Origin of the sequence: Streptomyces sp. S186, from assembly GCF_051603415.1 — a bacterium.
Lineage (GTDB): Bacteria > Actinomycetota > Actinomycetes > Streptomycetales > Streptomycetaceae > Streptomyces.
Genome location: NZ_CP193932.1, coordinates 5,557,362 through 5,580,217, shown reverse-complemented (window position 1 = coordinate 5,580,217; position 22,856 = coordinate 5,557,362). Strand labels below are relative to the sequence as shown.

24 protein-coding genes are annotated in these 22,856 nt (G+C 71.6%); 11 read left to right on the top strand and 13 right to left on the bottom strand.

What is annotated here, in order from left to right; genetic code table 11:
• Positions 1-24: 24 nt before the first annotated feature.
• The 3 genes from recO to ACRAS8_RS23965 are packed head-to-tail and all read right to left on the bottom strand — an operon-like array spanning position 25 to position 1,230.
• A complete protein-coding gene (gene recO, locus ACRAS8_RS23975; RefSeq protein WP_438488051.1) occupies positions 25-771 on the bottom strand; it encodes a DNA repair protein RecO in 747 nt (248 codons plus the stop codon).
• 37 nt (positions 772-808) lie between these two features.
• The gene (locus tag ACRAS8_RS23970; protein WP_438488050.1) at positions 809-1,039 is read right to left on the bottom strand and encodes a hypothetical protein; all 231 of its coding nucleotides are present in this window, start codon (positions 1,037-1,039) and stop codon (positions 809-811) included.
• Positions 1,036-1,230, bottom strand: coding sequence for a hypothetical protein (locus ACRAS8_RS23965; protein WP_438488049.1), 195 nt, complete (start codon positions 1,228-1,230; stop codon positions 1,036-1,038). Before ACRAS8_RS23965 ends, ACRAS8_RS23970 begins: the two co-directional genes overlap by 4 nt.
• Before the next feature lie 105 nt (positions 1,231-1,335).
• Here ACRAS8_RS23965 and ACRAS8_RS23960 point away from each other — a divergent pair, with 105 nt between their 5' ends.
• The 8 genes from ACRAS8_RS23960 to ACRAS8_RS23925 all read left to right on the top strand — a co-directional run bounded on the left by ACRAS8_RS23960 (position 1,336) and on the right by ACRAS8_RS23925 (position 8,073).
• Positions 1,336-2,169 carry a helix-turn-helix domain-containing protein gene (locus ACRAS8_RS23960; RefSeq protein WP_438488048.1) on the top strand — a complete coding sequence of 278 codons (834 nt, stop codon included), beginning with the start codon at positions 1,336-1,338 and terminating at the stop codon, positions 2,167-2,169.
• Entirely contained in the window at positions 2,151-2,363 is a 213-nt protein-coding gene (locus ACRAS8_RS23955) for a DUF397 domain-containing protein (protein ID WP_438488047.1), read from the top strand. Before ACRAS8_RS23960 ends, ACRAS8_RS23955 begins: the two co-directional genes overlap by 19 nt.
• Before the next feature lie 232 nt (positions 2,364-2,595).
• Positions 2,596-4,095, top strand: a complete 1,500-nt coding sequence (locus ACRAS8_RS23950; RefSeq protein WP_438488046.1) for an ATP-binding protein — start codon at positions 2,596-2,598, stop codon at positions 4,093-4,095.
• Positions 4,092-4,520: a roadblock/LC7 domain-containing protein gene (locus tag ACRAS8_RS23945; protein ID WP_438488045.1), complete on the top strand. Its 429-nt coding sequence runs from the start codon at positions 4,092-4,094 to the stop codon at positions 4,518-4,520. Before ACRAS8_RS23950 ends, ACRAS8_RS23945 begins: the two co-directional genes overlap by 4 nt.
• Positions 4,517-4,879, top strand: coding sequence for a DUF742 domain-containing protein (locus ACRAS8_RS23940; protein ID WP_438488044.1), 363 nt, complete (start codon positions 4,517-4,519; stop codon positions 4,877-4,879). The genes ACRAS8_RS23945 and ACRAS8_RS23940 overlap by 4 nt, the downstream gene beginning before the upstream one ends.
• Positions 4,880-4,901: 22 nt before the next feature.
• Positions 4,902-5,486: a GTP-binding protein gene (locus ACRAS8_RS23935; RefSeq protein WP_438490583.1), complete on the top strand. Its 585-nt coding sequence runs from the start codon at positions 4,902-4,904 to the stop codon at positions 5,484-5,486.
• Entirely contained in the window at positions 5,483-6,925 is a 1,443-nt protein-coding gene (locus tag ACRAS8_RS23930) for a cytochrome P450 (protein WP_438488043.1), read from the top strand. The genes ACRAS8_RS23935 and ACRAS8_RS23930 overlap by 4 nt, the downstream gene beginning before the upstream one ends.
• On the top strand, positions 6,841-8,073 hold the full coding sequence (locus ACRAS8_RS23925) for a cytochrome P450 family protein (protein WP_438488042.1): 1,233 nt from the start codon (positions 6,841-6,843) through the stop codon (positions 8,071-8,073). The genes ACRAS8_RS23930 and ACRAS8_RS23925 overlap by 85 nt, the downstream gene beginning before the upstream one ends.
• A 50-nt stretch (positions 8,074-8,123) precedes the next feature.
• Here the strand turns inward: ACRAS8_RS23925 and ACRAS8_RS23920 are convergent, their stop codons facing one another.
• Both ACRAS8_RS23920 and leuA read right to left on the bottom strand, forming a co-directional pair.
• Positions 8,124-8,843, bottom strand: a complete 720-nt coding sequence (locus ACRAS8_RS23920; protein ID WP_438490582.1) for a TerB family tellurite resistance protein — start codon at positions 8,841-8,843, stop codon at positions 8,124-8,126.
• A gap of 255 nt (positions 8,844-9,098) precedes the next feature.
• The gene (leuA, locus tag ACRAS8_RS23915) at positions 9,099-10,856 is read right to left on the bottom strand and encodes a 2-isopropylmalate synthase (RefSeq protein ID WP_438488041.1); all 1,758 of its coding nucleotides are present in this window, start codon (positions 10,854-10,856) and stop codon (positions 9,099-9,101) included.
• Positions 10,857-11,148: 292 nt separating this feature from the next.
• Between leuA and ACRAS8_RS23910 the strand changes: the two genes are divergently transcribed.
• Positions 11,149-12,240, top strand: coding sequence for a M4 family metallopeptidase (locus ACRAS8_RS23910; protein WP_438488040.1), 1,092 nt, complete (start codon positions 11,149-11,151; stop codon positions 12,238-12,240).
• A 64-nt stretch (positions 12,241-12,304) separates the two neighbouring features.
• Positions 12,305-12,571, top strand: coding sequence for a protealysin inhibitor emfourin (locus ACRAS8_RS23905; protein ID WP_438488039.1), 267 nt, complete (start codon positions 12,305-12,307; stop codon positions 12,569-12,571).
• Positions 12,572-13,094: 523 nt separating this feature from the next.
• Here ACRAS8_RS23905 and era read toward each other — a convergent pair.
• The 6 genes from era to ACRAS8_RS23875 all read right to left on the bottom strand — a co-directional run bounded on the left by era (position 13,095) and on the right by ACRAS8_RS23875 (position 19,432).
• A complete protein-coding gene (gene era, locus ACRAS8_RS23900; RefSeq protein WP_026247238.1) occupies positions 13,095-14,033 on the bottom strand; it encodes a GTPase Era in 939 nt (312 codons plus the stop codon).
• 100 nt (positions 14,034-14,133) lie between these two features.
• The gene (locus tag ACRAS8_RS23895; RefSeq protein ID WP_438488038.1) at positions 14,134-14,496 is read right to left on the bottom strand and encodes a cytidine deaminase; all 363 of its coding nucleotides are present in this window, start codon (positions 14,494-14,496) and stop codon (positions 14,134-14,136) included.
• A 677-nt stretch (positions 14,497-15,173) separates the two neighbouring features.
• Positions 15,174-16,493 carry a hemolysin family protein gene (locus ACRAS8_RS23890; protein WP_438488037.1) on the bottom strand — a complete coding sequence of 440 codons (1,320 nt, stop codon included), beginning with the start codon at positions 16,491-16,493 and terminating at the stop codon, positions 15,174-15,176.
• Between the two features lie 11 nt (positions 16,494-16,504).
• On the bottom strand, positions 16,505-17,002 hold the full coding sequence (gene ybeY / locus ACRAS8_RS23885) for an rRNA maturation RNase YbeY (RefSeq protein WP_438488036.1): 498 nt from the start codon (positions 17,000-17,002) through the stop codon (positions 16,505-16,507).
• Between the two features lie 40 nt (positions 17,003-17,042).
• A complete protein-coding gene (locus ACRAS8_RS23880; RefSeq protein ID WP_438488035.1) occupies positions 17,043-18,047 on the bottom strand; it encodes a PhoH family protein in 1,005 nt (334 codons plus the stop codon).
• 191 nt (positions 18,048-18,238) lie between these two features.
• Positions 18,239-19,432 (bottom strand): carbohydrate kinase family protein, encoded by a 1,194-nt coding sequence (locus tag ACRAS8_RS23875; RefSeq protein ID WP_438488034.1) that lies wholly within the window; start codon positions 19,430-19,432, stop codon positions 18,239-18,241.
• Positions 19,433-19,499: 67 nt separating this feature from the next.
• Here ACRAS8_RS23875 and ACRAS8_RS23870 point away from each other — a divergent pair, with 67 nt between their 5' ends.
• Complete coding sequence (locus tag ACRAS8_RS23870) at positions 19,500-20,843, top strand: 6-phospho-beta-glucosidase (protein ID WP_438488033.1); 1,344 nt, start codon at positions 19,500-19,502, stop codon at positions 20,841-20,843.
• 176 nt (positions 20,844-21,019) lie between these two features.
• Here the strand turns inward: ACRAS8_RS23870 and ACRAS8_RS23865 are convergent, their stop codons facing one another.
• Both ACRAS8_RS23865 and ACRAS8_RS23860 read right to left on the bottom strand, forming a co-directional pair.
• Positions 21,020-21,649: an MBL fold metallo-hydrolase gene (locus ACRAS8_RS23865; protein ID WP_438488032.1), complete on the bottom strand. Its 630-nt coding sequence runs from the start codon at positions 21,647-21,649 to the stop codon at positions 21,020-21,022.
• Positions 21,649-22,734: an S-(hydroxymethyl)mycothiol dehydrogenase gene (locus tag ACRAS8_RS23860; protein ID WP_438488031.1), complete on the bottom strand. Its 1,086-nt coding sequence runs from the start codon at positions 22,732-22,734 to the stop codon at positions 21,649-21,651. The genes ACRAS8_RS23865 and ACRAS8_RS23860 overlap by 1 nt, the downstream gene beginning before the upstream one ends.
• Between the last annotated feature and the right edge of the window lie 122 nt (positions 22,735-22,856).

Below are 22,856 nucleotides of genomic sequence, written 5' to 3'. Positions count from 1 at the left end.
GACGGTCGCATCCGGCGCTGTTGCTCACTTCTCCACATAACGCAGGGACCGCAGGCCGCGCTCCAGGTGCCAGTGCAGATACGCCGCGACGAGGCCGCTGCCCTCCCGGACATGGCGCGCCTCGCAGGCGTCCGCGGTCTCCCAGTCGCCGGTCAGCAGCGCGCTCAGGAGCCCGATGGCCTCAGAGGAGGGTACGACGCTTCCGGGCACCCGGCAGTCACCGCACACCACCCCGCCCGACCCCACGGAGAAGAACCGGTTCGGACCGGGCATTCCGCACCGCGCACAGGCGTCGAAACTCGGCGCATATCCGTTCACCGCCAGCGAGCGCAGCAGGAACGCGTCCAGCACCAGGTGTGGCGCGTGCAGCCCGTTGGCCAGCGTCCGCAGCCCGCCGACCAGCAGCAGATACTGCTGCACGGCCGGCTCGCCCTCATGATCGGTGAACCGCTCCGCCGTCTCCAGCATCGCCGTCCCGGCCGTATAGCGGGCGTAGTCGCTGACGATCGCGCCACCGTACGCGGCGATCGTCTCGCTCTGCGTGCACAGCGGCAGCCCGCGCCCGACCAGTTCCCCGCCGCGCGCGAAGAACTGCACGTCCACATGCGAGAACGGCTCCAGCCGGGCCCCGAACTTCGACTTCGTGCGCCGCACGCCCCGGGCCACGGCCCGTACCCGACCGTTACCTCGCGTAAGCAACGTGATGATCCGGTCCGCCTCACCCAGCTTCTGGGTGCGCAGCACGATGCCGTCGTCGCGGAACAGAGTCATGCCGCCATTCTCCCGCACGCGGCGGCCGGGCCGGCCGTCAGGCCCGCTCGCCCCGGCTGCGGGCATTCGCATAGCCGGTCTCGGCCCGCAGTCGCTCGGCGACCGAGGCGCACCGGACGACCTCGGGGGCGCACACCCACTCCCGCCCGCCCCCGACGGGCCGCAGCCACAGGCGCGGTCCCTCCCGGCCGACCACCTGCCCGACCCGCCCGTCCCGGATGTCGATCACGTACGCCCCGAACGCCGGGGCCGCCACCGGCGCCCTCACCCCTCCCCCAGCGCCTTCACCAGCCGCCTGGCGGTGTCCATATTGCAGCGCCCCAATTCCACGAGCGGGGGCATGCTGCGATGCGCGTACGAAACCGGGTCGAGCCCGAGCGACGGCAAAATGATGCCAGCTCGGGCCAAGGCTTCCCGCAATTCCGTGAGCACGGTTTCCACCTCAGCGCGATTCTTCATCGGCGACCTCCTTTTCACGATTCGCAGTGAAAGCGTGACGCCACGGAGCTAGCCTGAGCAACAGGATCGACTCTGCAACTGCCGGGCAGGGAAAGGGAGTAGACCATGGCCAATGCCTCACGCCAAGTACTCTGGGAGTATTGGGGCGCCGAACTCAAGCGGCACCGGGAGAACGCCGCCTTAACCCAGGAGATGCTGGGAGAGAAGGTGTTCGTCTCCGGCGGATATATCGGACAGTTCGAGCAGGCCATCCGTCGGCCGCAGTTGGATGTCGCGATGCGCATCGACCAGGTGCTACAAACCGACGGTTTTTTCGAGCGGGCATGGCGCAAGCTCATCGACGACCAGCGGTATGCGGACTACTTCGCGAAGGTGGTGGAGCTGGAGCCGCTGGCGACGAAGATCTGCGAGTTCGCGCCGATGGCGGTGCCCGGCTTGCTCCAGACCGAGCCGTACATGCGGGCTGTCATGCGCGCGGGCAACCCGTTCGCGCCGGACGAGGAGTTCGATGACGGCGTGCGCTCGCGCCTGGACCGCGCGGTCGCCCTCGAAGGCGCCAAGCGGCCCGTGTACTGGGCCGTGCTGCACGAGGCCGTCCTACGGATTCCCGTGGGTGGACCTGCCGTCATGGCTGGCCAGTTGGAACACATCCTGCAGCTCATCCACGAACACAAGGCCCTGATCCAGATCCTCCCGTTCGCCGCGGGCCCACATCCATCCATGGGCAAGCTACTGAAGCTCATGGACTTCGATGACGCGCCGCCAACTGTCTATACAGAGGGCATGTATTCGGGGACGCTGCTGGACGACCCGGCCATAGTGAAGCGTGTGCAACAGGATTACGATTTGATCCGGGCCGCAGCGCTCTCGCCCGAGGCGTCCCTGGCCCTGATCGAATCTACGGCGGAGGAATACCGACGATGCGCGAGTACGAACTGAGCGCTGCTCAGTGGTACAAGAGCAGCTACAGCGGTCACAACAACGACGAGTGCCTGGAAGTCTCGAACGACCTCCCCGGCTTCGTCCCCGTCCGTGACAGCAAGGCCCCCCACGGTCCGGCCCTGGTCTTCCCGGCCGACCGCTGGGCCTCGTTCATCGGCGCTGTCAAGGGCGGCCGGTTCCCGGGCGCTTGACCACGCCTCACCCACATCACCTTCACACGGCCCCGCCATCCCCCGGATGACGGGGCCACATCACGTTACTGACCGGTCATCAACGCCGGAACGTGACCTTCCGTACTTCTCAGTCTCCGCACGCTGAGGACCCTCACAGCCCGTCAGGCGGCAGGTAGCATCGCGTGAACATCGGCGCACCGCAGCCGTGGCGTGGCCGAGACATCCCCGTCCGTCCCAAACGAGGATCTCGATGACATCCATACCGCAGGCGCTGTTGTGGTGCCTCAGCGCAGGTACGGCCGCCGCCGTGGTGCTGGCGGCGCTCCTCGTCCGTGTGCGCAAGGAACGTGCCGGGCTCAGAACGCGATTGACCGCCGCCGAGGAACACAACAGCGCCACGCTGCACAGCAACACGGAGCTGTCGGCCAGACTGCGGGCCACGGAGGCCGAGATCCGGCACCTGGCCGAGGCGCGGCTGCCCGACCTGACGCTGGCGCTGGCCCACCCGCACGTACCGGTGCGCGGCCTGCTGGACAAACGGTTCGGCGGGTCGGAGACCGACGAGGCGCTGAACGCCGTGCTGGAGCAGGTCGGTGCGGCGATCACCAAGGAGCGCACCCGGGTCGACGCGGCGGCGCAGGCCACGCTGCGCGGTGCGACGACCACGATCCAGGCGCTGCTGTACCAGGTGCAGACGTCGTTGCAGACGATGCAGCACACGTACGACGACCCGCAGATCGCGCAGGACCTGCTGGAGGCGGACTTCCTCAACGAGCAGGCGCTGCGGCGCGTCCAGGCCACGGGGGTGGTGTGCGGTGCCTGGCCCGGCCTGACCCGCGAGGACTCCTACCTCGCGGAGCTGGTGGTGGGCGCCACCTCGCGGCTGCGCGGCTACGAGCGGGTGCAGATCAGCAACCAGCTGCGGGACCCGGTCGCGGTGGTGGCGCGGGCCGTCGAGCCGATCGCGATCACCGTCACCGAGCTGCTGGCGAACGCGCTGCACCACTCACACCGCGAACTGCCGGTCTCCGTCACGCTCCAGCAGGGCAGCCGGGGCGCCTCGGTGATCATCGACGACTACGGCGTCGGCATGCACGACGACGAGATCAAGCACGCGATGGAGTTGCTGGCGGGTGGTGACGGCCTGCTGCTGACGCAGCTCGGCGATCCGCCGCGGTCGGGCTTCGCCGCCGCCGGCCAGCTGGTGCGGCAGTACGGGTTCGGGGTGCACGTGGAGGCGTCGCCGTACGGAGGGGTGCGGGCCGTGGTGTACATCCCGGGCGATCCGCTGCTGACCGTGCTCGACGAGGGCGCGCGGCCGATGTCGGTGATGGCGCCGATGCCGCACCGGGCCCCCGGCGGGCCGCGGGACCGGGCGGCGGTGCCGTCCGCGATGCCGAGCGGGGCGGGCGCGCCGGCCACCCCCGCGGGAGCCGCGCCGGCCGCGCCCGCGCAGCAGCGGCCCGCGCACGCCGCTCCGGCCCCGTCCCCGGCCGCGGAGTCCGCCGCGCCGGAGCCGGCGCAGCCGCAGCCGCAGCCGCAGTCGCCGGCCGAGGGTGAGCTGCCGCGCCGCCGGCGCCGTCGTCCGGTCGCCGAGCAGGAGGTCGACACCCCCACCGAAACGTTCAACCTGCGCTCCCCGGAGGAGACGGGGTCCCGCTGGGCGGCGCTCCAGCGAGGCACCGAGTCCGGCCGGGCCGCAGCCCAGACAGAACCCCCGCGCAGTCCCGAAGGGAACGCCCAGTCATGAACAGCCCCACCCGCCGCCGTGTCACCGAGGACAAGTCCTGGGTGCTGGCTCCCCTGTTGGAGCTGCCGCATGTCGTCCACGCCGCCGTCATCTCCGGCGACGGCTTCATCGAGGGGGCCTCACCGGGCCTGTCACGGGAGGCCGGTGAGGGCGTCGCGGCGATGATGTCCGCGCTCCAGGGCGCGGGGCGCGCGGTGACCGCGGCGTTCACGGAGAAGGACGACGCCCGGCTGCGGCAGACCGTGATCGAGTCCGAGGAGGGCTTCGTCTTCGCGATCCCGGCGGGCGAGAACACCTGCCTGGCCGTGTTCGCCGATCCGGAGGTGAACATGGGCGTCGTCGCGCACCACATGCAGATCCAGGTGACGACGCTGGGCAAGAAAGTCATGAACAGCCCGGCCCGGGACACCGGTGGCCTGGCATGACGCCGCGCCAGAGCAGCGGACGGCGCCTCGTACCGGCCTATCTGGCGACCGGCGGACGCGCCCGGCCGAGCCGCAACACACTGGACCGGCTGACCGTGCTGATCGGCGTGGACATGCCGCTCACCAGTGAGGTGCGCCCCGAGGAGCACCGGATTCTGGAGCTGCTCCGGCCCGGGGCGCTGACTCTGGCCGAGGTGGCCGCCCATCTGCACCTCCCGGTGAGCGTGGTGAAGGTGCTGGTGGCCGACCTCGTCGATGCCGGGCGCCTGCACGCCCGAGTCCCCATACCCGAAGCCGAGCAATTCGACCGGCAGATCCTGGAGAGGGTTCTCGATGGACTCCGCTCTCTCAAGTCCTAGCCCCGGCGCCGGGACCGGCACCATGTACCTCGCGGGCGAGCACCAGACCCTGGTGAAACTGCTGGTCGCCGGCCCGTTCGGGGTCGGCAAGACCACACTGATCCGGGCGCTGTCGGAGACCCCGCCGCTGCACACCGAAGAAGTGATGACGCAGTCCGGCGCGATGGTCGACGACCTCGCCGGGGTGCGGGACAAGACCACCACCACCGTCGCCATCGACTTCGGGCGGCTGACGCTGACCGAGGACCTGGTGCTGTACCTGTTCGGCACCCCGGGGCAGAAGCGTTTCCGCCCGCTGTGGCAGGACATCGCCCGCGGCGCGCTGGGCGCCCTGGTCCTCGCGGACACCCGCCGGCTGGCGGACTCGTTCGAGGTGATGGACATCGTGGAGGAGGCCGGGCTGCGCTACGCGGTCGCGGTCAACACCTTCCCCGACGCCCCGCAGTACGACGTCGAAAAGCTCCGCGAGGCGCTCGACCTGCACCCGGACACCCCGCTGGTGCTGTGCGACGCCCGCGACCGGGAGCAGTCCGTCGACGCGCTGATCTCGCTGGTCCGCCATGTCCTGGACCACACGCCCCAGCCCGAGGAGAACGCAAACCCGTGACTTCCCCGTACGAGCCGGGCCACCAGCCGGGCGCCGCCCCGCCGCCGTCCTGCCCCGGGCAGGCCGTTCCACCGCAGCCGGAGGCCGCCGTTCCGCCGCCGGGCTGTCCGGCGCACGGGATGCCGCCGCAGGCCCCGGCGCACCCGGACGCGTACGCGCCGGTGAAGCTGTACGGGCCGGAGTTCGCCGCGGACCCGCAGCGCATCTACGCACAGCTGCGGCAGTACGGGGCGGTGGCGCCGGTGGAGATCGCGCCCGAGGTGACCGCGATGCTGGTGACCGACTACCGGGCGGCGCTGGACCTGCTGAACGACGACAGCACCTGGTCCAAGGACTCCCGGGCCTGGATGCAGACCGTCCCGGCGGACTCGCCGGTCATGCCGATGCTGCACTGGCGGCCGAACGTCTTCTACAGCGACGGGCCGGCGCACGTCCGCTACCGCGACGTGATCGTCGACAGCTTCAAGCTCGTCGAGCCGCACGAGCTGCGGGCGCGGGTGCACCACGCGGCGGACACCCTGATCCAGCGGTTCGGCGCCCGCGGCGAGGCGGACCTGATCGCGGACTACGCGCGGCTGATCCCGCTGCTGATGTTCAACACCCTCTTCGGGCTGCCCGATTCCTACAGCGAGCGGCTGATCGCGGCGATCGCGGGGATGATGGAGGGCAACTCCCCGGAGGAGGCGAACGCCGCCAACGAGGCGTACACGCAGTACATCATGGAGCTGGTCGGCGCGAAGAAGGCGCAGCGCGGGCCGGACCTCACGTCGTGGATGATGGACCATCCCAACGCCCTGGGCGACGAGGAACTGATCCACAACATCATCCTCGTGATGGGCGCGGGCAACGAGCCGCTGGCCAACCTCATCGGCAACGCGCTGGCCCGGATGCTCTCCGACGACCGCTACTACCACACCGTCTCCGGCGGCGCGCTGACCGTCCACGACGCCATCAACGAGGTGCTGTGGAACGCCCCGCCGATCGCCAACTACTCCGCGCACTTCCCGGTCCGGGACGTCTTCTTCCACGGCACGTGGCTGCGCGCCGGGCAGCTGGTGATGGTCTCGTACGCGGCGGCCAACAGCCAGTTCGACACCACGGGTGTGGACGGGCCGGGGTCGGGCAGCGGATCGCACCTGGCGTGGGCGGCGGGGCCGCACGCCTGCCCGGTGAAGCGGCACGCGCTGCTGATCGCCATCACCGCGATCGAGCGGCTCACCGCCTGGCTCTCGGACATCGAACTCACCGTCCACCCCAGTGAGTTGACGTGGCGCAACGGGGCCTTCCACCGGTCCCTGGCCGCCCTCCCGACCCGCTTCACCCCCATCACCCCGGATCAGGCAGGAGCCACGCCATGGCACAACAGCGAACGCGGCCCTTCGTCATCGACCCCGCCGGAACCGACATCCACGGGGAGAACGCCCGCCTCCGCGCACTAGGCCCGGCGGCCCGGATCGAGCTGCCCGGCGGCATCCAGGCGTGGGGGGTCACCGGCCACGCCCTGCTGAAGCAGCTGCTGACCGACGACCGGATCTCGAAGAACCCGCGCGCGCACTGGCCGGAGTGGCAGCGCGCGGAGGTGCGCGGCAGCTGGCTCCAGTCGTGGATCGGCGTGACGAACATGTTCACCGCCTACGGCGCCGACCACCGCCGGCTGCGGAAGCTGATCGCCCCGGCGTTCACCGCGCGCCGTACGGAGGCCATGGTGCCGCGGGTGAAGGAGGTCACCCGGGAGCTGCTGGACGGGCTGGCGGCGCGCCCCGCCGGCGAGGTGGTCGACCTGCGGGAGTCCTTCAACCACCCGCTGCCCATGCAGGTGATCTGCGAGCTGTTCGGCTATCCGGAGGGCGCGCCGCGGCTCGAACTCGCCCGGGTCGTCGCGGAGATCATGGACACCACGGCCACGCCGGAGCAGGCCGCGGCGACCCAGCGGGCGGTGGCCGAGCTGCTCGGCTCGCTGGTCGCGGCCAAACGCGCGGCGCCCGCGGACGACCTGACCAGCCTGCTGGTGGCGGCCCGGGACGACGAGGGCCAGGGGATGACCGAGCAGGAGCTGCTGGACACCCTGCTGCTGGTCATCGGCGCCGGCCACGAGACCACCGTCGACCTGCTGGGGAACGCGGTGTTCGCGCTGCTGACCCACCCCGAGCAGCTGAAGCTGGTGCGGGACGGCGGCGCGTCGTGGAACGACGTGATCGAGGAGACGCTGCGCTGGATGCCGAGCATCGCGAGCCTGCCGCTGCGGTTCGCGGTGGCGGACGTCGAGCTGCCGCACGGCGAGGTGATCCGCAAGGGCGAGGCGCTGCTGCCGATGTACGCGGCGGCGGGCCGGGACGTGGAGCAGCACGGTGCGGACGCCGCGGAGTTCGACGTCCGGCGGGCGGCACAGGAGCATCTGGCGTTCGGGCACGGGGTGCACCACTGCATCGGCGCGCCGCTGGCCCGGTTGGAGGCGCGGACCGCGCTGCCGGCGCTCTTCGAGCGGTTCCCGGACATCCAACTGGCTGTAGCATCCGAGGAGTTGATGCCCGCGGGCGGTTTCATCGCGGGCGGCCTGGCGAGCCTGCCGGTGCGCCTGACGGCCTGAGCCGCACCGGGGCACGTGAGCCGGGGAAGCCCCCCGGCTCCCCCGGCTTGCTAGCCGCGGTAGCGGGGTGAGCGGGCCGCCGCGGTCAGCAGCCGGCCGATGTCGTCCGGGTCGAGCGTCAGGGCGGCGCCGGCGGTGCTGAGCACCTCGCGTTCGGCGGGCGTGCAGGGGCCGTCGGCGAGGGCGATCCGGGCGCCCTGGAGGAGCAGCGACTCCCGCCCGGCGGGGGCGAGATGGGGCGCCAGCGGCTCCAGCGCCTCGTGCAGCTCTATGGCCAGCGCGGTGCCGCACGGGTCGAGGCCCTGGTGTCCGCAGTGGCCGCCGGTGGCCGCCTCGTAGGTGCCGGTCATCCGGCCGGTGTCGGCGGCGAGTGCGGCGAGGAGGGTGAGCAGCTGGTCCTCGGTGCACTCGGCGGAGCCGGCCGCGCGGACGGCGGCGACCGCGGTGTCACGGACCGTGCGGGAGGCCGTGCCGCCGGCCGCCAGCAGGGCCAGGGTCAGGGTGTGGACGGCGTCCCGGAGCATCGTGGAGAGCCGGACGGTGGTCGGGTGGTCGAGCGCGTCCAGCCCGAAGTGGCTCCGGCAGGCGGAGCATTCGAGGACCGGGCCGGCGTCGCCACGGGCGAGGACGGGGATGCCGAGGACGGTGAGGCGGCGCCGGCCGGTGCGGCGGAGGTAGTTGCGGTCGCCGCCGCACTCGGGGCAGAAGAACTCGCCGTCGGCGACGGTCCGCCACGATGTGCGCACCCCCACCACACAGCCGTTGCGCATCACGTCAGCCCTCCGTAACTCCCCCATGCCTCAAGGCCACGTGGCACACCCCCGGCCCCGTCGCCGTTCGTTACGTGATGTTAGCCACATCGGTGATGCGCCGTCAGCACCCCGTATCGGACAACGCCCGGCCCACTGGCCGGAATACAGGCGCCGATGCGTACGGAGTGTGTACGGCACGCGGGACGGCGCGGGACGGCCCCGCCGCTCCGGGCGGGAGCGACGGGGCCGTACGGGAGATGCCGCGACCGGGGGTCAGCGCGCCGCGCGGTTGACGGCGGAGACCACGGCCTTGAGGGAGGCGCGGGTGGTGTTGGCGTCGATGCCGATGCCCCACAGCACCTTGCCGTCGATGGCGCACTCGATGTACGAGGCGGCCTGCGCGGAGGCGCCCTCGCTCATGGTGTGCTCCTGGTAGTCCAGCAGGCGGGCGTCGATGCCCAGGCCGGCCAGCGCGTGGAAGAACGCGGAGATCGGACCGTTGCCGGAGCCCACCAGGACGGTCTCGGTGCCGTCCACCTCGGCCTCGACGGTCAGGGTGTCGACACCGTCCTTGTCGGTGGTGGTCTGCCCGGCCCGGACCTGGATGCGGCCCCACGGGTTCTGCGGGTTGGGCAGGTACTCGTCCTGGAACACCGACCAGATGGCCGCCGGGGTGACCTCGCCGCCCTCGGCGTCGGTCTTCTCCTGGATGATCCGGGAGAACTCGATCTGCATCCGGCGCGGCAGGTCCAGGTTGTGGTCGTTCTTCAGGACGTAGGCGATACCGCCCTTGCCGGACTGGGAGTTGACGCGGATGACCGCCTCGTACGACCGGCCGACGTCCTTGGGGTCGATGGGCAGGTACGGCACCGCCCACTCGATGTCGTCCACGGTCTTGCCCTGGGCCGCCGCGTCGGCCTCCATCGCGTCGAAGCCCTTCTTGATGGCGTCCTGGTGGGAGCCGGAGAAGGCGGTGTAGACCAGGTCGCCCGCGTAGGGGTGGCGCGGGTGGATCTCCATCTGGTTGCAGTACTCGCTGGCGCGACGGATCTCGTCGATCTGCGAGAAGTCGATCTGCGGGTCGACGCCCTGGGAGAAGAGGTTCATGCCCAGGGTCACCAGGTCGACGTTGCCGGTGCGCTCGCCCTGCCCGAACAGGCAGCCCTCGACGCGGTCGGCGCCGGCCATCACGGCCAGCTCGGCCGCCGCCACCGCCGTCCCGCGGTCGTTGTGCGGATGGGTCGACAGGCAGACGAACTCCCGCCGGCTCAGGTTCCGGCTCATCCACTCGAACCGGTCGGCGTGCGTGCTCGGCGTCGAACGCTCCACGGTGGCGGGCAGGTTGAGGATGATCTCGCGGCCCGCCTCGGGCTGCCAGACGTCCATCACCCCCTCGCAGACCTCCAGCGCGAAGTCCAGCTCGGTGTCGGTGAAGATCTCCGGGCTGTACTGGTACCCGAAGACCGTCTCGTCGCCCAGCAGCTTGTCCGCGTACTCCATGACCAGCCGCGTACCGTCCACCGCGATCTGCTTGACCTGCTCCTTCGAGCCGCGGAAGACGACCCGGCGGAAGGTGGGGGCGGTGGCGTTGTAGAGGTGGACGGTGGCCCGCGGGGCGCCGCGCAGCGACTCCACGGTCCGCTCGATCAGCTCCTCCCGCGCCTGCGTCAGGACGGAGATCGTCACGTCGTCCGGGATCGCCCCCTCCTCGATGATCGACCGGACGAAGTCGAAGTCGGTCTGGCCGGACGAGGGGAAACCGACCTCGATCTCCTTGTAGCCCATCCGTACGAGCAGGTCGAACATCTCGCGCTTGCGGGCCGGCGACATGGGGTCGATCAGCGCCTGATTGCCGTCGCGCAGGTCGGTGGAGAGCCAGCGGGGGGCCTTGGTGATCCGCTGCTCCGGCCAGGCGCGGTCGGGCAGGTGCACCGCTTCGAACGGCCGGTACTTGTGGATCGGCATCCCGGACGGCTTCTGCACGTGGGTGGCGTTGGTGATCGGGGTGGGGCGGCCGACTGGCTGCGACATCGCGTAGGGCTCCTCGGGGAGATCCGTATGACGGCCGACGGTCGAACGCAGCACCAGATCCCGCGGGGAGGGGGTCGGCCTACGACTACAGGCCCTCGCCGCGGCAGCTAAGGAGAAGCAGCCCGAAACGCATGATGCACAGCACGTTAGCGGAGGCGGCGAAGATCCGCAGTCGCGTCCCAGTATGCGGGACCGCCGGGACGTAGCGGCGAAACTGCGACCAACCACACGTTTTCGGGAACTTCGGCCGCCGGCAGTGACAGACACATTACACAATGCCACCGTCTTCCCTATGAAGGAATCCGTGACCCGGACGCGCACCGCAGCCGCCCCCTCCTCGCCTGTCTTCTGCACGATCGTCCCGCCGCACATCCTCGGCAGACTCGCCGAGTCCGACGACCCGGCCCACCACGAGCCCGCCCGCCGCACCCTGGAGCACGACGCCCTCCACCGCACCCGCCGCATCGACCTGACCGCGCGGCTGACCGCCCCGGAGGAGGCCCGGGCCGACGCCGACAAGCCGAACCGCACCATCTACGACGCCGGCCACCGGCAGGACCTCCCCGGCACCAAGGTCCACTCCGAGACCGACGGCCCCGCCAAGGACGCCTCCGTCAACCGCGCGCACGCCGGCCTCGGCGCCACCTTCGAGTTCTACCTCAAGGCGTATGCCCGCAAGTCCATCGACGGCGCCGGCCTCGCGCTCGACGCCACCGTCCACTACGGCGAGAAGTACGACAACGCCTTCTGGGACGGCCGGCGGATGGTCTTCGGCGACGGCGACGGCACCCTCTTCAAGGACTTCACCATCCCCGTCGACGTCATCGGCCACGAGCTGACCCACGGCGTCACCCAGTACACCGCCGCCCTCGATTACCAGAGCCAGTCCGGCGCCCTCAACGAATCGATCTCCGACGTCTTCGGCTCCCTGATCAAGCAGTACGCCCTCAAGCAGACCGCCGACCAGGCCGACTGGCTGATCGGCGCCGACCTGCTCGCCCCCGGCGTGCACGGCCAGGCCCTGCGCTCCATGAAGGCCCCCGGCACCGCCTACGACGACCCCAAGCTCGGCAAGGACCCGCAGCCCGCCACGATGGCCGGGTACGTCGAGACCGACGACGACAACGGCGGCGTCCACCTGAACTCCGGCATCCCCAACCACGCCTTCTACCTCGTCGCCAGCGCCCTCGGCGGCAAGGCGTGGGAACGCGCCGGCCAGATCTGGTACGACGTCCTGACCGGCGGCCACCTGGCCAAGAACGCCCAGTTCGCCGACTTCGCCCACCTCACCGTCCAGGCCGCCCAGACCCGCTACGGCGCCTCCGGCAACGAGCACGAGGCCGTCGTCAAGGCGTGGTCCACGGTCGGCGTCACCGGCAAGTAGCCCGCCCCGGGGGAGGGATGGCCGCCCGCGCGACTACTCCCTCCCCCTCGGGTAGAAGCCCCCCATGCGCATCCACATCCGCCGCACCGGCGGCTTCGCCGGCATCGAGCGGCACGCCGAGATCGACACGGACGACCACCCCGACGCGGCCGAACTCCAGACCCTGGCCGCACACGCCCTGGCGGCCGCGCACCCGACGCCGCCCGCCGGCGTCCCCGACGGCTTCCGCTACACCCTCACCGTCGACGGCAAAACGGCGTATTGCGCGGAGCCGCACCTGACCGACGAACAGCGCGAGCTGATCACGCGCGTCCTTAAGGAAGGCGCGTAGCCCTTCCGCTGCGCTTGGCTGGCTTCCCACGTTGTCGGCTTTCCCGCCGTAGGGGTTCGCCTTTTGCGCCTGCGGCGCATTGCGTTGCCGCTGCGCGGGGCTTTCGGGTGCGGTGACGGGCCTCCGGGGGTGGTGTGCCGGACTGCTTCGCTTTACGTCCGACACACCACCCCCTCCGACCCGTCCCCTCCCGTTGAGGGTCATGAAGACGGTAGTTGGGGGCTGAACCGGCTGGTCCGCTGACGGTCACTCGTTGAGGGTCAGTCCAGAGGCGGCACTCGCCCACCGGGCCTGCAGCCCCAACTGGGTTGAGATCCACCCTCCAACGGGAGGTGACGGGCCTCCGGGGCAGGGGTGTTCCGGACGTAAAGCGAAGCAGTCCGGAACACCCCTGCCCCGGAGGCCCGTCACCGCACCCAACAGCCCCGCGCAGCGGACAAAAAGCCCGCGAAGCGGGCCGGAAAACGCGCCGTCAGGCGCAAGCGCGAACCCCTACGGCGGGAAAGCCGGCAACGTGGGAAGCCTAAAAACCAAGCTTGCGCAACTGCTTGGGGTCGCGCTGCCAATCCTTCGCCACCTTGACGTGCAGGTCCAGGAAGACCGGCGTCCCCAGCAACGCCTCGATGTGCTTGCGGGACTTCGTCCCGACCTCCTTCAGGCGCTTGCCCTTGGGGCCGATGATGATCCCCTTCTGGCTGGGGCGCTCGATGTACACGTTGGCGTGGATGTCGAGCAGCGGCTTGTCGGCGGGGCGGTCCTCGCGGGGCAGCATCTCCTCGACGACGACGGCGATGGAGTGCGGCAACTCGTCGCGGACGCCCTCCAGCGCGGCCTCGCGGATCAGCTCGGCGACCATGACCTGCTCGGGCTCGTCGGTGAGGTCGCCCTCGGGGTAGAGGGCCGGGCCCTCGGGGAGGAGGGGCACGAGGAGGTCGGCGAGCAGCGAGACCTGCTTGTCGCCGACGGCGGAGACCGGGATGATCTCGGCCCACTCGATGCCCAGTTCCTTGCCGAGCTGGTCGATGGCGAGCAGCTGGGTGGCGAGTGCTTTGGAGTCGACCAGGTCGGTCTTGGTGACGATGGCCACCTTGGGGGTCTTCTTGATGTCGGCCAGCTCGCCGGCGATATAGCGGTCGCCGGGGCCGATCTTCTGGTCGGCGGGCAGGCAGAAGCCGATCACGTCGACCTCGGACCAGGTGGTGCGGACCACGTCGTTGAGCCGCTCGCCGAGCAGGGTGCGGGGCTTGTGCAGGCCCGGGGTGTCGACCAGGACCAGCTGGGCGTCGGGGCGGTGCACGATGCCGCGCACCGTGTGGCGGGTGGTCTGGGGGCGGTTGGAGGTGATCGCCACCTTCGTCCCGACGAGAGCGTTCGTCAGCGTGGACTTGCCCGCGTTGGGACGGCCGACGAAGCAGGCGAAGCCCGCACGGTGCGGTGCGGTGGAGTCTGTACGAACGCTCATGGCGCCCATTCTCCCCGATCCCCGCGGCCGCTCCGACCATCCGCCCGCTTCCGCCGTCGCGGGGCGGGGCGCGCGGCGGTGCGGCGCCCCGCCCCGGGGGTCAGGCCGAGGGGCCCGCGGGGACGGTGCCGCGCAGGGTGCCGTCGGGGGCGGCGAGCAGGACGGGGGTGTCGGGGCCGCCCAGGTCGCGGACAGCCGCGCGGTCGGCGTCGGCGGCCTGTTCGGCGTCGGTGACCACGGCCGCGGCCTCCAGGGACGTGGCGCCGCTGGCGACGGCCATCGCGACGGCGGTCTGCAGCGCGGTGAGCTTCAGGGAGTCCAGGGCGACGGTGCCGGCGACGTAGGTGCGGCCGGTCTCGTCGCGGACGGCGGCGCCCTCGGGAACGCCGTTACGGGCCCGCGCCGAGCGCGCGAGCGTGATGATCTTGCGGTCTTCGGGGTCCAGCGGTGCGGCTTCGGTCATACGGGCGAGCATATGCGGGGGCCGGGCCGCGCCGGGGCCTACGGGGGGCGCGGAAAACGCACGATGGCTGAAGAGTCCGGTTGCCCCGCTCCCCTGTGCCGGGGCACCCGGCTCTCCAGCCAACGTCGTTCCCGGGTCCGGGTCGCCGGTCACCTTCGGTCGGTGGACCGGCACCCCTCCCGGTGCCCGTGCTCGCGATGTCCGCGGCCCGGCGGCCTAGCGTCATCGCGAATTCTGCGGAGATTTTTCCTGAGTCTTTCCGGAGTTTCTCCTGCGCCGTGCGGCGGGCCTGTTCGGTTTCAGCAGGGCCGCCGGCCGGCGGGGGGCCGCCGCGACGTTCCGCGCGCCGGGGAATACCCGCCGCCGGTGCTGCCGCTTGCGGCAAGGGCGTCGCTGCCGCCCGGGCGGTCCGCCCGCAGCGCCGCCGCGGCGGTGGAGATCACCGCCGCATTTCTTTCCCGCATTTCCTTCAGCTTCCCTCTGCCGCACAGTGCCGACGCCCTTTCCGGCGCCGGCTCGAAGATCTTTCCATGGAATTGGCGAGGGAATCCAGGGCTGCCGGAAATGGCTTTGAGGATATTTCCGCTGTACTGGAGATCAGGAGTGGCGGAGTGGGGTGGGGCGAATGCCCGGAATTGCGGGTGGTGCGCGCCGGTGATCCGGCGGTCGGCCAGGGGTCAGCCGTGGGCGCCGTCACCCTCCGCGTCCGCCGCGCGGACCGGTTCGCAGAGCACCGTGACGATCTTGTTGCGGCGGCCGGCCGGCGACTCGGCGATCAGCCGCAGCGCCTTCAGATCCGGGTCCGAGGCGTCGTCGGAGAGGTCGATCTCGGCGGTCGCGCCGGCGATCGGGACCCGGCCCAGCTGCTTGGCGAGCAGCCCGCCGACCGTCTCCACGTCCTCGTCGTCCAGCTCCGCCAGGCCGTACAGCTCGCCCAGCGCGCCGATGTCCAGCCGGGCAGTGACGCGGTAGCGGCCGGCGCCCAGGTCCTCCACGGGCGGCAGCTCCCGGTCGTACTCGTCGGTGATCTCGCCGACGATCTCCTCCAGGATGTCCTCGATGGTGACGATGCCGGCGGTGCCGCCGTATTCGTCGATCACCACCGCGACGTGGTTGCGGTCCCGCTGCATCTCGCGCAGCAGATCTCCGGCGTTCTTGGTGTCGGGCACGAACACCGCCGGGCGCATCGCCGTGGAGATCAGTTCGCTCTCCGCTTCCCGGCTGATGTGCACCTTGCGGGCGAGGTCCTTGAGGTAGACCACGCCGACGATGTCGTCCTCGTTCTCGCCGGTCACCGGGATCCGGGAGAAACCGGAGCGGAGGGCGAGGGTGAGCGCCTGGCGGATGGTCTTGAAGCGCTCCACGGAGATCAGGTCCGTGCGCGGCACCATCACCTCGCGGACGAGGGTGTCGCCGAGCTGGAAGACCGAGTGCACCATCCGGCGCTCCTCGTCCTCGATCAGCGACTCCTTCTCGGCGAGGTCCACCAGGGACCGCAGCTCCGCCTCGGAGGCGAACGGGCCCTTGCGGAAGCCCTTGCCGGGGGTGAGGGCGTTGCCGAGGAGGATGAGGAGCTGCGGGACCGGGCCCATGATCCGGGCCAGCGGCAGCAGGACGTACGCGGCCGCGGTGGCGGTGTTGAGCGGGTGCTGGCGGCCGATGGTGCGCGGGGAGACCCCCACGGCGACGTAGGACACCAGCACCATCACCGCGATGGCGACGGTCAGCGCCTGCCAGGTGGTGTCGAAGGACCGCAGGCAGACGTAGGTGACCAGGGCGCCGGCGGCCATCTCGCAGCCGACCCGCACCAGCAGGGCGACGTTGAGGTAGCGGGTGGGGTCGGCGGCCACCGCGGCGAGCTTGGCGCTGCCGCGGCGGCCGGAGCGGACCGCCTCCTCGGCGCGGAAGCTCGTCGTGCGGGTCAGTCCGGCCTCCGCGCAGGCGGCGAGCCAGGCGATCACGACGAGCAGTACCGCGACGGCGATCAGGGTGGTCATCGCGCGTCCCGTCAGGTCACGGTCGGGGCCGGCGAGGGACCCGTCATTCCGCGCTCGGCCCGCCAGCCGTCGACGATCGCGGCCTGGAGGCCGAACATCTCGGCCTTCTCGTCCGGCTCCTCGTGGTCGTAGCCGAGCAGGTGCAGCACGCCGTGGACGGTGAGCAGCTGGAGCTCCTCGTCCATGCTGTGCGCCGTGGGGGCCGCCGCGCCCTGCTGCGCGGCGACCTCGGGGCACAGCACGATGTCGCCGAGGAGCCCCTGCGGAGGCTCCTCCTCGTCCTTGGCCGGCGGCCGCAGCTCGTCCATCGGGAAGGACATGACGTCCGTCGGGCCGGGGAGGTCCATCCACTGGAGGTGGAGCTGCTCCATGGCCTCGGCGTCCACGACGATGACGGACAGCTCGGAGAGCGGGTGGATCCGCATCCGGGCCAGGGCATAGCGGGCGACGTCCAGGATCGCCTGCTCGTCGATGTCCGTACCGGACTCGTTGTTGACGTCGATCGACATGGGAAAGGTCAGGTCTCGCTTCTTGGTCGTGCGGCGCGGGCTACCGGCCGTTGCGGCTGTCGTACTTCTCGTAGGCGTCGACGATACGGCCGACGAGCTTGTGCCGGACCACGTCCCTGCTGGTCAGCTCGGCGAAGTGCACGTCGTCGACACCGGTCAGGATCTCCCGGACCTGGCGCAGACCGCTCTTGGTGCCGCCGGGCAGATCGATCTGGGTGACGTCGCCGGTGATGACTATCTTCGAGTCGAAGCCGAGCCGGGTGAGGAACATCTTCATCTGCTCGGGGTTGGTGTTCTGTGCCTCGTCGAGAATGATGAAGGCGTCGTTGAGCGTCCGGCCGCGCATGTACGCCAGCGGTGCGACCTCGATCGTGCCCGCCGCCATCAGCCGCGGGATGGAGTCGGGGTCGAGCATGTCGTGCAGCGCGTCGTAGAGCGGGCGCAGATACGGGTCGATCTTCTCGTAGAGGGTGCCGGGCAGGAAGCCCAGGCGCTCGCCGGCCTCGACCGCGGGGCGGGTCAGGATGATGCGGTTGACCTGCTTGGCCTGGAGGGCCTGGACGGCCTTGGCCATGGCCAGGTAGGTCTTGCCGGTGCCGGCCGGTCCGATCCCGAAGACGACGGTGTGCTTGTCGATGGCGTCGACATAGCGCTTCTGGTTGAGGGTCTTGGGGCGGATGGTGCGGCCGCGGTTGGAGAGGATGTTCTGGGTGAGCACCTCGGCGGGGGTCTCGCCCACCGCTCCCTCGCCGTTCTCCGCCGCGCGCAGCATGGCGATGGAGCGTTCCACTGCGTCCTCCGTCATCGGTTGTCCGGTGCGGAGCACCAGCATCATCTCGTCGAACAGGCGCTGGACCAGGGCGACTTCCCGGGCGTCGCCGACCGCGCTGATCTCGTTGCCCCGGACGTGGATGTCGGTGGCGGGGAAGGCGTCCTCGATCACACGCAGGAGCGAGTCGCCGGACCCCAGGACCGTCACCATCGGGTGCTTGGCCGGGACCGTGAACTGGGCGCTCGCCTGCGCTCGTGTGGGTGTCTGCGTCATGGGTAGGCCGGGTGGCCTGCTCAACCCCCATCCTTTGCTCATCACAGGTGCGGACCTTCAAGCAGCGGTGCCCGCACTGGCTCCTTGCGCTACCAGAGTACGACGGGGGACTGACAAGCCGGTCGGCTTTTCCGGGGCGGCCGCGGGGGCACCGCGGGCAGGGGCGAACGGCGCCGGCCCGGCCGGGGCGTTCAGGCCGGGCGGCGGAAGCCGATCGTGGGGACCGCGCGGGCCAGCGGCGCGGGCCCGGCCGGCCGTGCGAGGTCCGCCGCCCCCGTGGTGCCGAGGCTCACCCCCGGCTCGGGCAGCACGGCGTCCAGGAAGCCGTACTGGCGGGCCAGCCCGGCGGCGGCCTTTGAGGCGGAGGCCCGGACCCGGTACCACCAGGCGGCGATCTCGGCCCATCCGGGCGCGGAGAGCGAGCCGCCGAACTCCTGCACCGACAGGGCGGCACACAGCCCGGCGAAGGCCAGCCGGTCGGCCAGCGGCCAGGCGGCGAGGGTGCCGGTGACGAAGCCGGCGACGAAGACGTCCCCGGCGCCGGTCGGGTCCAGCGCCTCCACCGCGATGGCGGGCACCTCGGCGCTCTCGCCGGTGCGGCCGTCCACCGCGTAGGCGCCCTCCGCGCCGAGCGTGACGACGGCGAGCGGGACCAGGTCGGCGAGCTTGCGGGCGGCGGCGCGCGGGCAGTCGGTGCGGGTGTAGCGCATCGCCTCCTCGGCGTTGGGCAGGAACGCCTCGCAGTGCTCCAGGCCGGCGAGGTCGGACGGGTCCCAGCGGCCGGTGTCGTCCCAGCCGACGTCAGCGAAGATCCGGCTGCCGCGGCCGGCCGCGCAGCCCAGCCAGCCCTCCCGGCGGCCGGGGACGAGCGAGGCGACGCAGGCCCGGGTCGGCGGCGGGCAGCCGGGGGCGTGCCCGCCGTCGAAGGCGTTCTCCGGCGGCGGTGCCTCGTGGCCGTGCGAGACCATGGTGCGTTCGCCCTCGTAGGCCATCGAGACGGTGACCGGGGAGTGCCAGCCCGGGATCCTGCGCGAGAGCGCCAGATCGATGCCCTCGCCCCGTTCCAGCGCCTCCCAGCAGTACTCGCCGTACATGTCGTCGCCGAACGCGGCGGCCAGGGAGGTGCGCAGGCCGAGCCGGGCCAGTGCGGTGGCCATGTTGGCGACGCCGCCGGGGCTGGAGCCCATGCCGCGGGCCCAGGACTCGGTGCCGCGGACCGGCGCGGAGTCCAGGCCGGTGAAGATGATGTCGAGGAAGACGGTGCCGGTGAGGTAGACGTCGGTGGGCGGATCGTCCGCGCGGCGCAGCGCGGCCAGCGGATCGAGGCCCGGCGGTGCGGCGACCGGCCCGGCGGGCGGTTGGACATCGCGTCGGCCAGCGTTCACCGCGCTCGCCCCTCTCGTACTCAACTCGTGCCGCAAGTGTGCCTGATGCTGCGGTACGTTCCGCCCCATGAGGCTCTCCATTCTCGGTGGTGGCGGCTTCCGGGTGCCGCTGGTCTACCGCGCTCTGCTGGCCGACCCGGCACGCTCCGTCTCCGAGCTGACGCTCTACGACACCGATCCCCGCCGGGTCGCGGTGATCTCCGACGTGCTGTCCCGGCTGGCACGGGGCCGTACCGAACCGGTACCCGTACGAGTGGCGGAAACCCTCGACGCGGCGCTGACCGGAGCCGACTTCGTCTTCTCCGCCATACGGGTCGGCGGTACCGCGGGCCGTATCCGGGACGAGCGGATCCCGCTGGCGGAGGGCGTGCTCGGCCAGGAGACGGTGGGGGCGGGCGGGGTCCTCTACGGGCTGCGGACGGTCCCGGTGGCGGTGCACGTCGCCGAGCGGGTCGCAGCGCTCTCCCCGGGGGCCTGGGTCATCAACTTCACCAATCCGGCGGGGACGGTCACCGAGGCGATGGCGCAGGTGCTGGGCGACCGGGTCGTCGGGATCTGCGACTCACCGGTGGGGCTGGTGCGCCGGACGGCGCGGGCGGCCGGCGCGGACCCGGCCGTCCTGGAGGACCCGGCGCGGTCCGGCTACGACTACGTGGGGCTCAACCACCTCGGCTGGCTGCGGTCGTTGACGCTCGACGGCACCGATGTGCTGCCGGGCCTCCTGGACGACGTGACGGCCCTGAACTCCTTCGAGGAGGGCCGGCTCTTCGGCCCGGAGTGGCTCCGCGTCCTCGGTGCCCTGCCCAACGAGTATCTGCACTACTACTACTTCCGCCGGGAGACCCTGCACTCCGTACGGGACACCGCGGAGACCCGCGGGGAGTTCCTGGACCGGCAGCAGGGCGGCTTCTTCGAGCGGGCCGCGGCGGCCGGCTCCCCGGACGCGGTGTACGACCTATGGGAGCGCACCCGGCTGGAGCGCGAGGAGACGTACATGGCGCACAGCCGGGAGGCGACCGGCGGCTGGCAGCGGGACAGCCACGACCTGGAGGGCGGCGGCTACGACCGGGTGGCGCTGGCCCTGATGCACGCCATCGCCGGCGACTCCGGCCGCCGGCTGATCCTCAACGTCCGCAACGGGACGACGGTGCCGCAGCTGCCGCCGGACGCCATCGTGGAGACGGTGTGCGAGGTGACCGCCAAGGGCCCCCGGCCGCTGCCCTGCGCACCGCTGCGCGAGGACCAGTTGGGCCTGATGCTCCAGGTCAAGGCCGTCGAACGGGCCACGGTCGCGGCCGCCCTCTTCAAGGACCGCGACGCGGCCCTCCGCGCCCTGGCCCTGCACCCCCTGGTGGACTCCCCGGCGGTGGCCGCCCGCATCCTGCAACGGGCGGCGGCGGAGGGCGCGTAGGGAGCGGGCCGGGAGGGTCCCGGAGGGCACCGCATCACGCCCCCGCGCCTCGGCCGCTCGTCTCGGGAATTCCCGCCGCCCCCGGCACGTTGTGGCCCCGTAGGGGGCGCCGCGGCCCCCTACGGGATCTGTTCGCCCGCCCCGTAGGGAAGCCCCACCGCGCCCCGGGTGTCCCGTCAGTGCCCCCGGGCGACCCACTCCGCCAGGTGGGGGGCCTCCTCGCCGATGGTGGTCGGGTCGCCGTGGCCGGTGCGGACGACGGTCCGCGGTGACAGGGTCAGCAGCCGGTCGCGGATCGAGTCGACGATCGTCGGGAAGTCGGAGAACGACCGGCCGGTGGCGCCGGGGCCGCCCCGGAAGAGGGTGTCCCCGGTGAAGACGGTGTTCAGGTCGGGGGCGTGCAGACAGACCGCGCCGGGCGCGTGGCCGGGGGTGTGCAGCACCGTCAGGTCGGTGCCGGCGATGGTCAGCACCTGGCCGTCCGACAGGTCCCCGTCGGGGGCGGTGTCCGGGTGGGTCAGCTTCCACAGCGGCAGGTCGTCGGGGTGCAGCAGGATCCGCGCCCCGGTGCGGGCGGCGAGCGCCGGGGCGGCGTCGATGTGGTCGTTGTGCGCGTGGGTGCAGATGATCGCGCGCAGAGTGCGTCCGTCGAGGGCCCGGAGGATGGCGTCGGCGTCGTGGGCGGCGTCGATGACCACGGCCTCCGAACCGTCGCCGACGATCCACACGTTGTTGTCGACGTCCCAGGTGCCGCCGTCCAGCGAGAACGTCCCCGAGGTGACGAGGTGGTCGATGCGGGCGGTCATCACAGCACCACCACCGAACGCAGCACGTCGCCGGCGTGCATCCGGTCGAAGGCCCGCTCCACCTCGTCGATGCCGACGGTCTCGGTGACGAACGCGCCGAGGTCGATCCGGCCCTGCTGGTGGAGGTCGATCAGCATCGGGAAGTCCCGGGACGGCAGGCAGTCGCCGTACCACGAGGACTTCAGGGCGCCGCCGCGGCCGAAGACGTCCAGGAGGGGGAGTTCCAGGGTCATCTCGGGGGTGGGCACGCCCACCAGGACGACGGTGCCGGCCAGGTCGCGGGCGTAGAACGCCTGCCGGTAGGTCTCCGGGCGGCCGACCGCCTCGATGACGACGTCCGCGCCGAAGCCGCCGGTCAGCTCGCGGACGGCCTCGACGGGGTCGGTGGTACGGGAGTTGACGGTGTGGGTGGCGCCCATGGCGCGGGCCTGCGTCAGCTTCCGGTCGTCGATGTCGACGGCGATGATCCTGGCCGCGCCGGCCAGCCGGGCGCCGACCACCGCCGCGTCGCCGACGCCGCCGCAGCCGATGACCGCGACCGAGTCGCCGCGGCCGACCCCGCCGGTGTTGATCGCGGCGCCGATGCCGGCCATCACACCGCAGCCCAGCAGCCCCGCGACGGCGGGCGAGACGCCCGGGTCGACCTTGGTGCACTGGCCGGCGGCGACCAGCGTCTTGTCGGCGAACGCCCCGATGCCCAGCGCCGGCGTCAGCTCGGTGCCGTCCTTCAGCGTCATCTTCTGCCGGGCGTTGTGGGTGTCGAAGCAGTACTGGGGCCGGCCGCGCAGGCACGCCCGGCAGGAGCCGCACACCGCGCGCCAGTTGAGGACGACGAAGTCCCCGGGGGCGACGTCGGTGACGCCCTCGCCGACCGACTCCACCACCCCGGACGCCTCGTGGCCGAGCAGGAACGGGAAGTCGTCGTTGATACCGCCCTGCTTGTAGTGCAGGTCGGTGTGGCACACCCCGCACGCCTGCACCTTCACCACGGCCTCGCCGGGCCCGGGATCGGGCACCAGGATCGTCTCCAGCCGGACCGCTTCGTTCTTCCCCGGCGCCACGACGCCGCGCACTTCCTGTGCCATCGGTACCGCCCCTCTTCGAAGATCACGTAGGGGACCACTGTGGCGCACCGCCACCCGGTCGTGCCACACCGTACGGGGACGAAACGGCCACGCGCAGGACCGCGGCCGCGGCCGCCCGGGTC

Bases quoted from the DNA above. Each gene is read 5' to 3' on its own strand.
- ACRAS8_RS23935 (WP_438490583.1), top strand. From the start codon at position 4,902: ATGTACCTCGCGGGCGAGCACCAGACCCTGGTGAAACTGCTGGTCGCC.
- ACRAS8_RS23910 (WP_438488040.1), top strand. From the start codon at position 11,149: ATGAAGGAATCCGTGACCCGGACGCGCACCGCAGCCGCCCCCTCCTCG.
- ACRAS8_RS23950 (WP_438488046.1), top strand. From the start codon at position 2,596: ATGACATCCATACCGCAGGCGCTGTTGTGGTGCCTCAGCGCAGGTACG.
- ACRAS8_RS23860 (WP_438488031.1), bottom strand. From the start codon at position 22,734: ATGGCACAGGAAGTGCGCGGCGTCGTGGCGCCGGGGAAGAACGAAGCG.
- ACRAS8_RS23925 (WP_438488042.1), top strand. From the start codon at position 6,841: ATGGCACAACAGCGAACGCGGCCCTTCGTCATCGACCCCGCCGGAACC.
- ACRAS8_RS23945 (WP_438488045.1), top strand. From the start codon at position 4,092: ATGAACAGCCCCACCCGCCGCCGTGTCACCGAGGACAAGTCCTGGGTG.
- ACRAS8_RS23895 (WP_438488038.1), bottom strand. From the start codon at position 14,496: ATGACCGAAGCCGCACCGCTGGACCCCGAAGACCGCAAGATCATCACG.
- ACRAS8_RS23965 (WP_438488049.1), bottom strand. From the start codon at position 1,230: ATGAAGAATCGCGCTGAGGTGGAAACCGTGCTCACGGAATTGCGGGAA.
- ACRAS8_RS23865 (WP_438488032.1), bottom strand. From the start codon at position 21,649: ATGACCGCCCGCATCGACCACCTCGTCACCTCGGGGACGTTCTCGCTG.
- ACRAS8_RS23890 (WP_438488037.1), bottom strand. From the start codon at position 16,493: ATGACCACCCTGATCGCCGTCGCGGTACTGCTCGTCGTGATCGCCTGG.
- ACRAS8_RS23960 (WP_438488048.1), top strand. From the start codon at position 1,336: ATGGCCAATGCCTCACGCCAAGTACTCTGGGAGTATTGGGGCGCCGAA.
- ACRAS8_RS23920 (WP_438490582.1), bottom strand. From the start codon at position 8,843: ATGCGCAACGGCTGTGTGGTGGGGGTGCGCACATCGTGGCGGACCGTC.
- ACRAS8_RS23940 (WP_438488044.1), top strand. From the start codon at position 4,517: ATGACGCCGCGCCAGAGCAGCGGACGGCGCCTCGTACCGGCCTATCTG.
- leuA (WP_438488041.1), bottom strand. From the start codon at position 10,856: ATGTCGCAGCCAGTCGGCCGCCCCACCCCGATCACCAACGCCACCCAC.
- era (WP_026247238.1), bottom strand. From the start codon at position 14,033: ATGAGCGTTCGTACAGACTCCACCGCACCGCACCGTGCGGGCTTCGCC.
- ACRAS8_RS23955 (WP_438488047.1), top strand. From the start codon at position 2,151: ATGCGCGAGTACGAACTGAGCGCTGCTCAGTGGTACAAGAGCAGCTAC.
- recO (WP_438488051.1), bottom strand. From the start codon at position 771: ATGACTCTGTTCCGCGACGACGGCATCGTGCTGCGCACCCAGAAGCTG.
- ybeY (WP_438488036.1), bottom strand. From the start codon at position 17,002: ATGTCGATCGACGTCAACAACGAGTCCGGTACGGACATCGACGAGCAG.
- ACRAS8_RS23880 (WP_438488035.1), bottom strand. From the start codon at position 18,047: ATGACGCAGACACCCACACGAGCGCAGGCGAGCGCCCAGTTCACGGTC.
- ACRAS8_RS23905 (WP_438488039.1), top strand. From the start codon at position 12,305: ATGCGCATCCACATCCGCCGCACCGGCGGCTTCGCCGGCATCGAGCGG.
- ACRAS8_RS23870 (WP_438488033.1), top strand. From the start codon at position 19,500: ATGAGGCTCTCCATTCTCGGTGGTGGCGGCTTCCGGGTGCCGCTGGTC.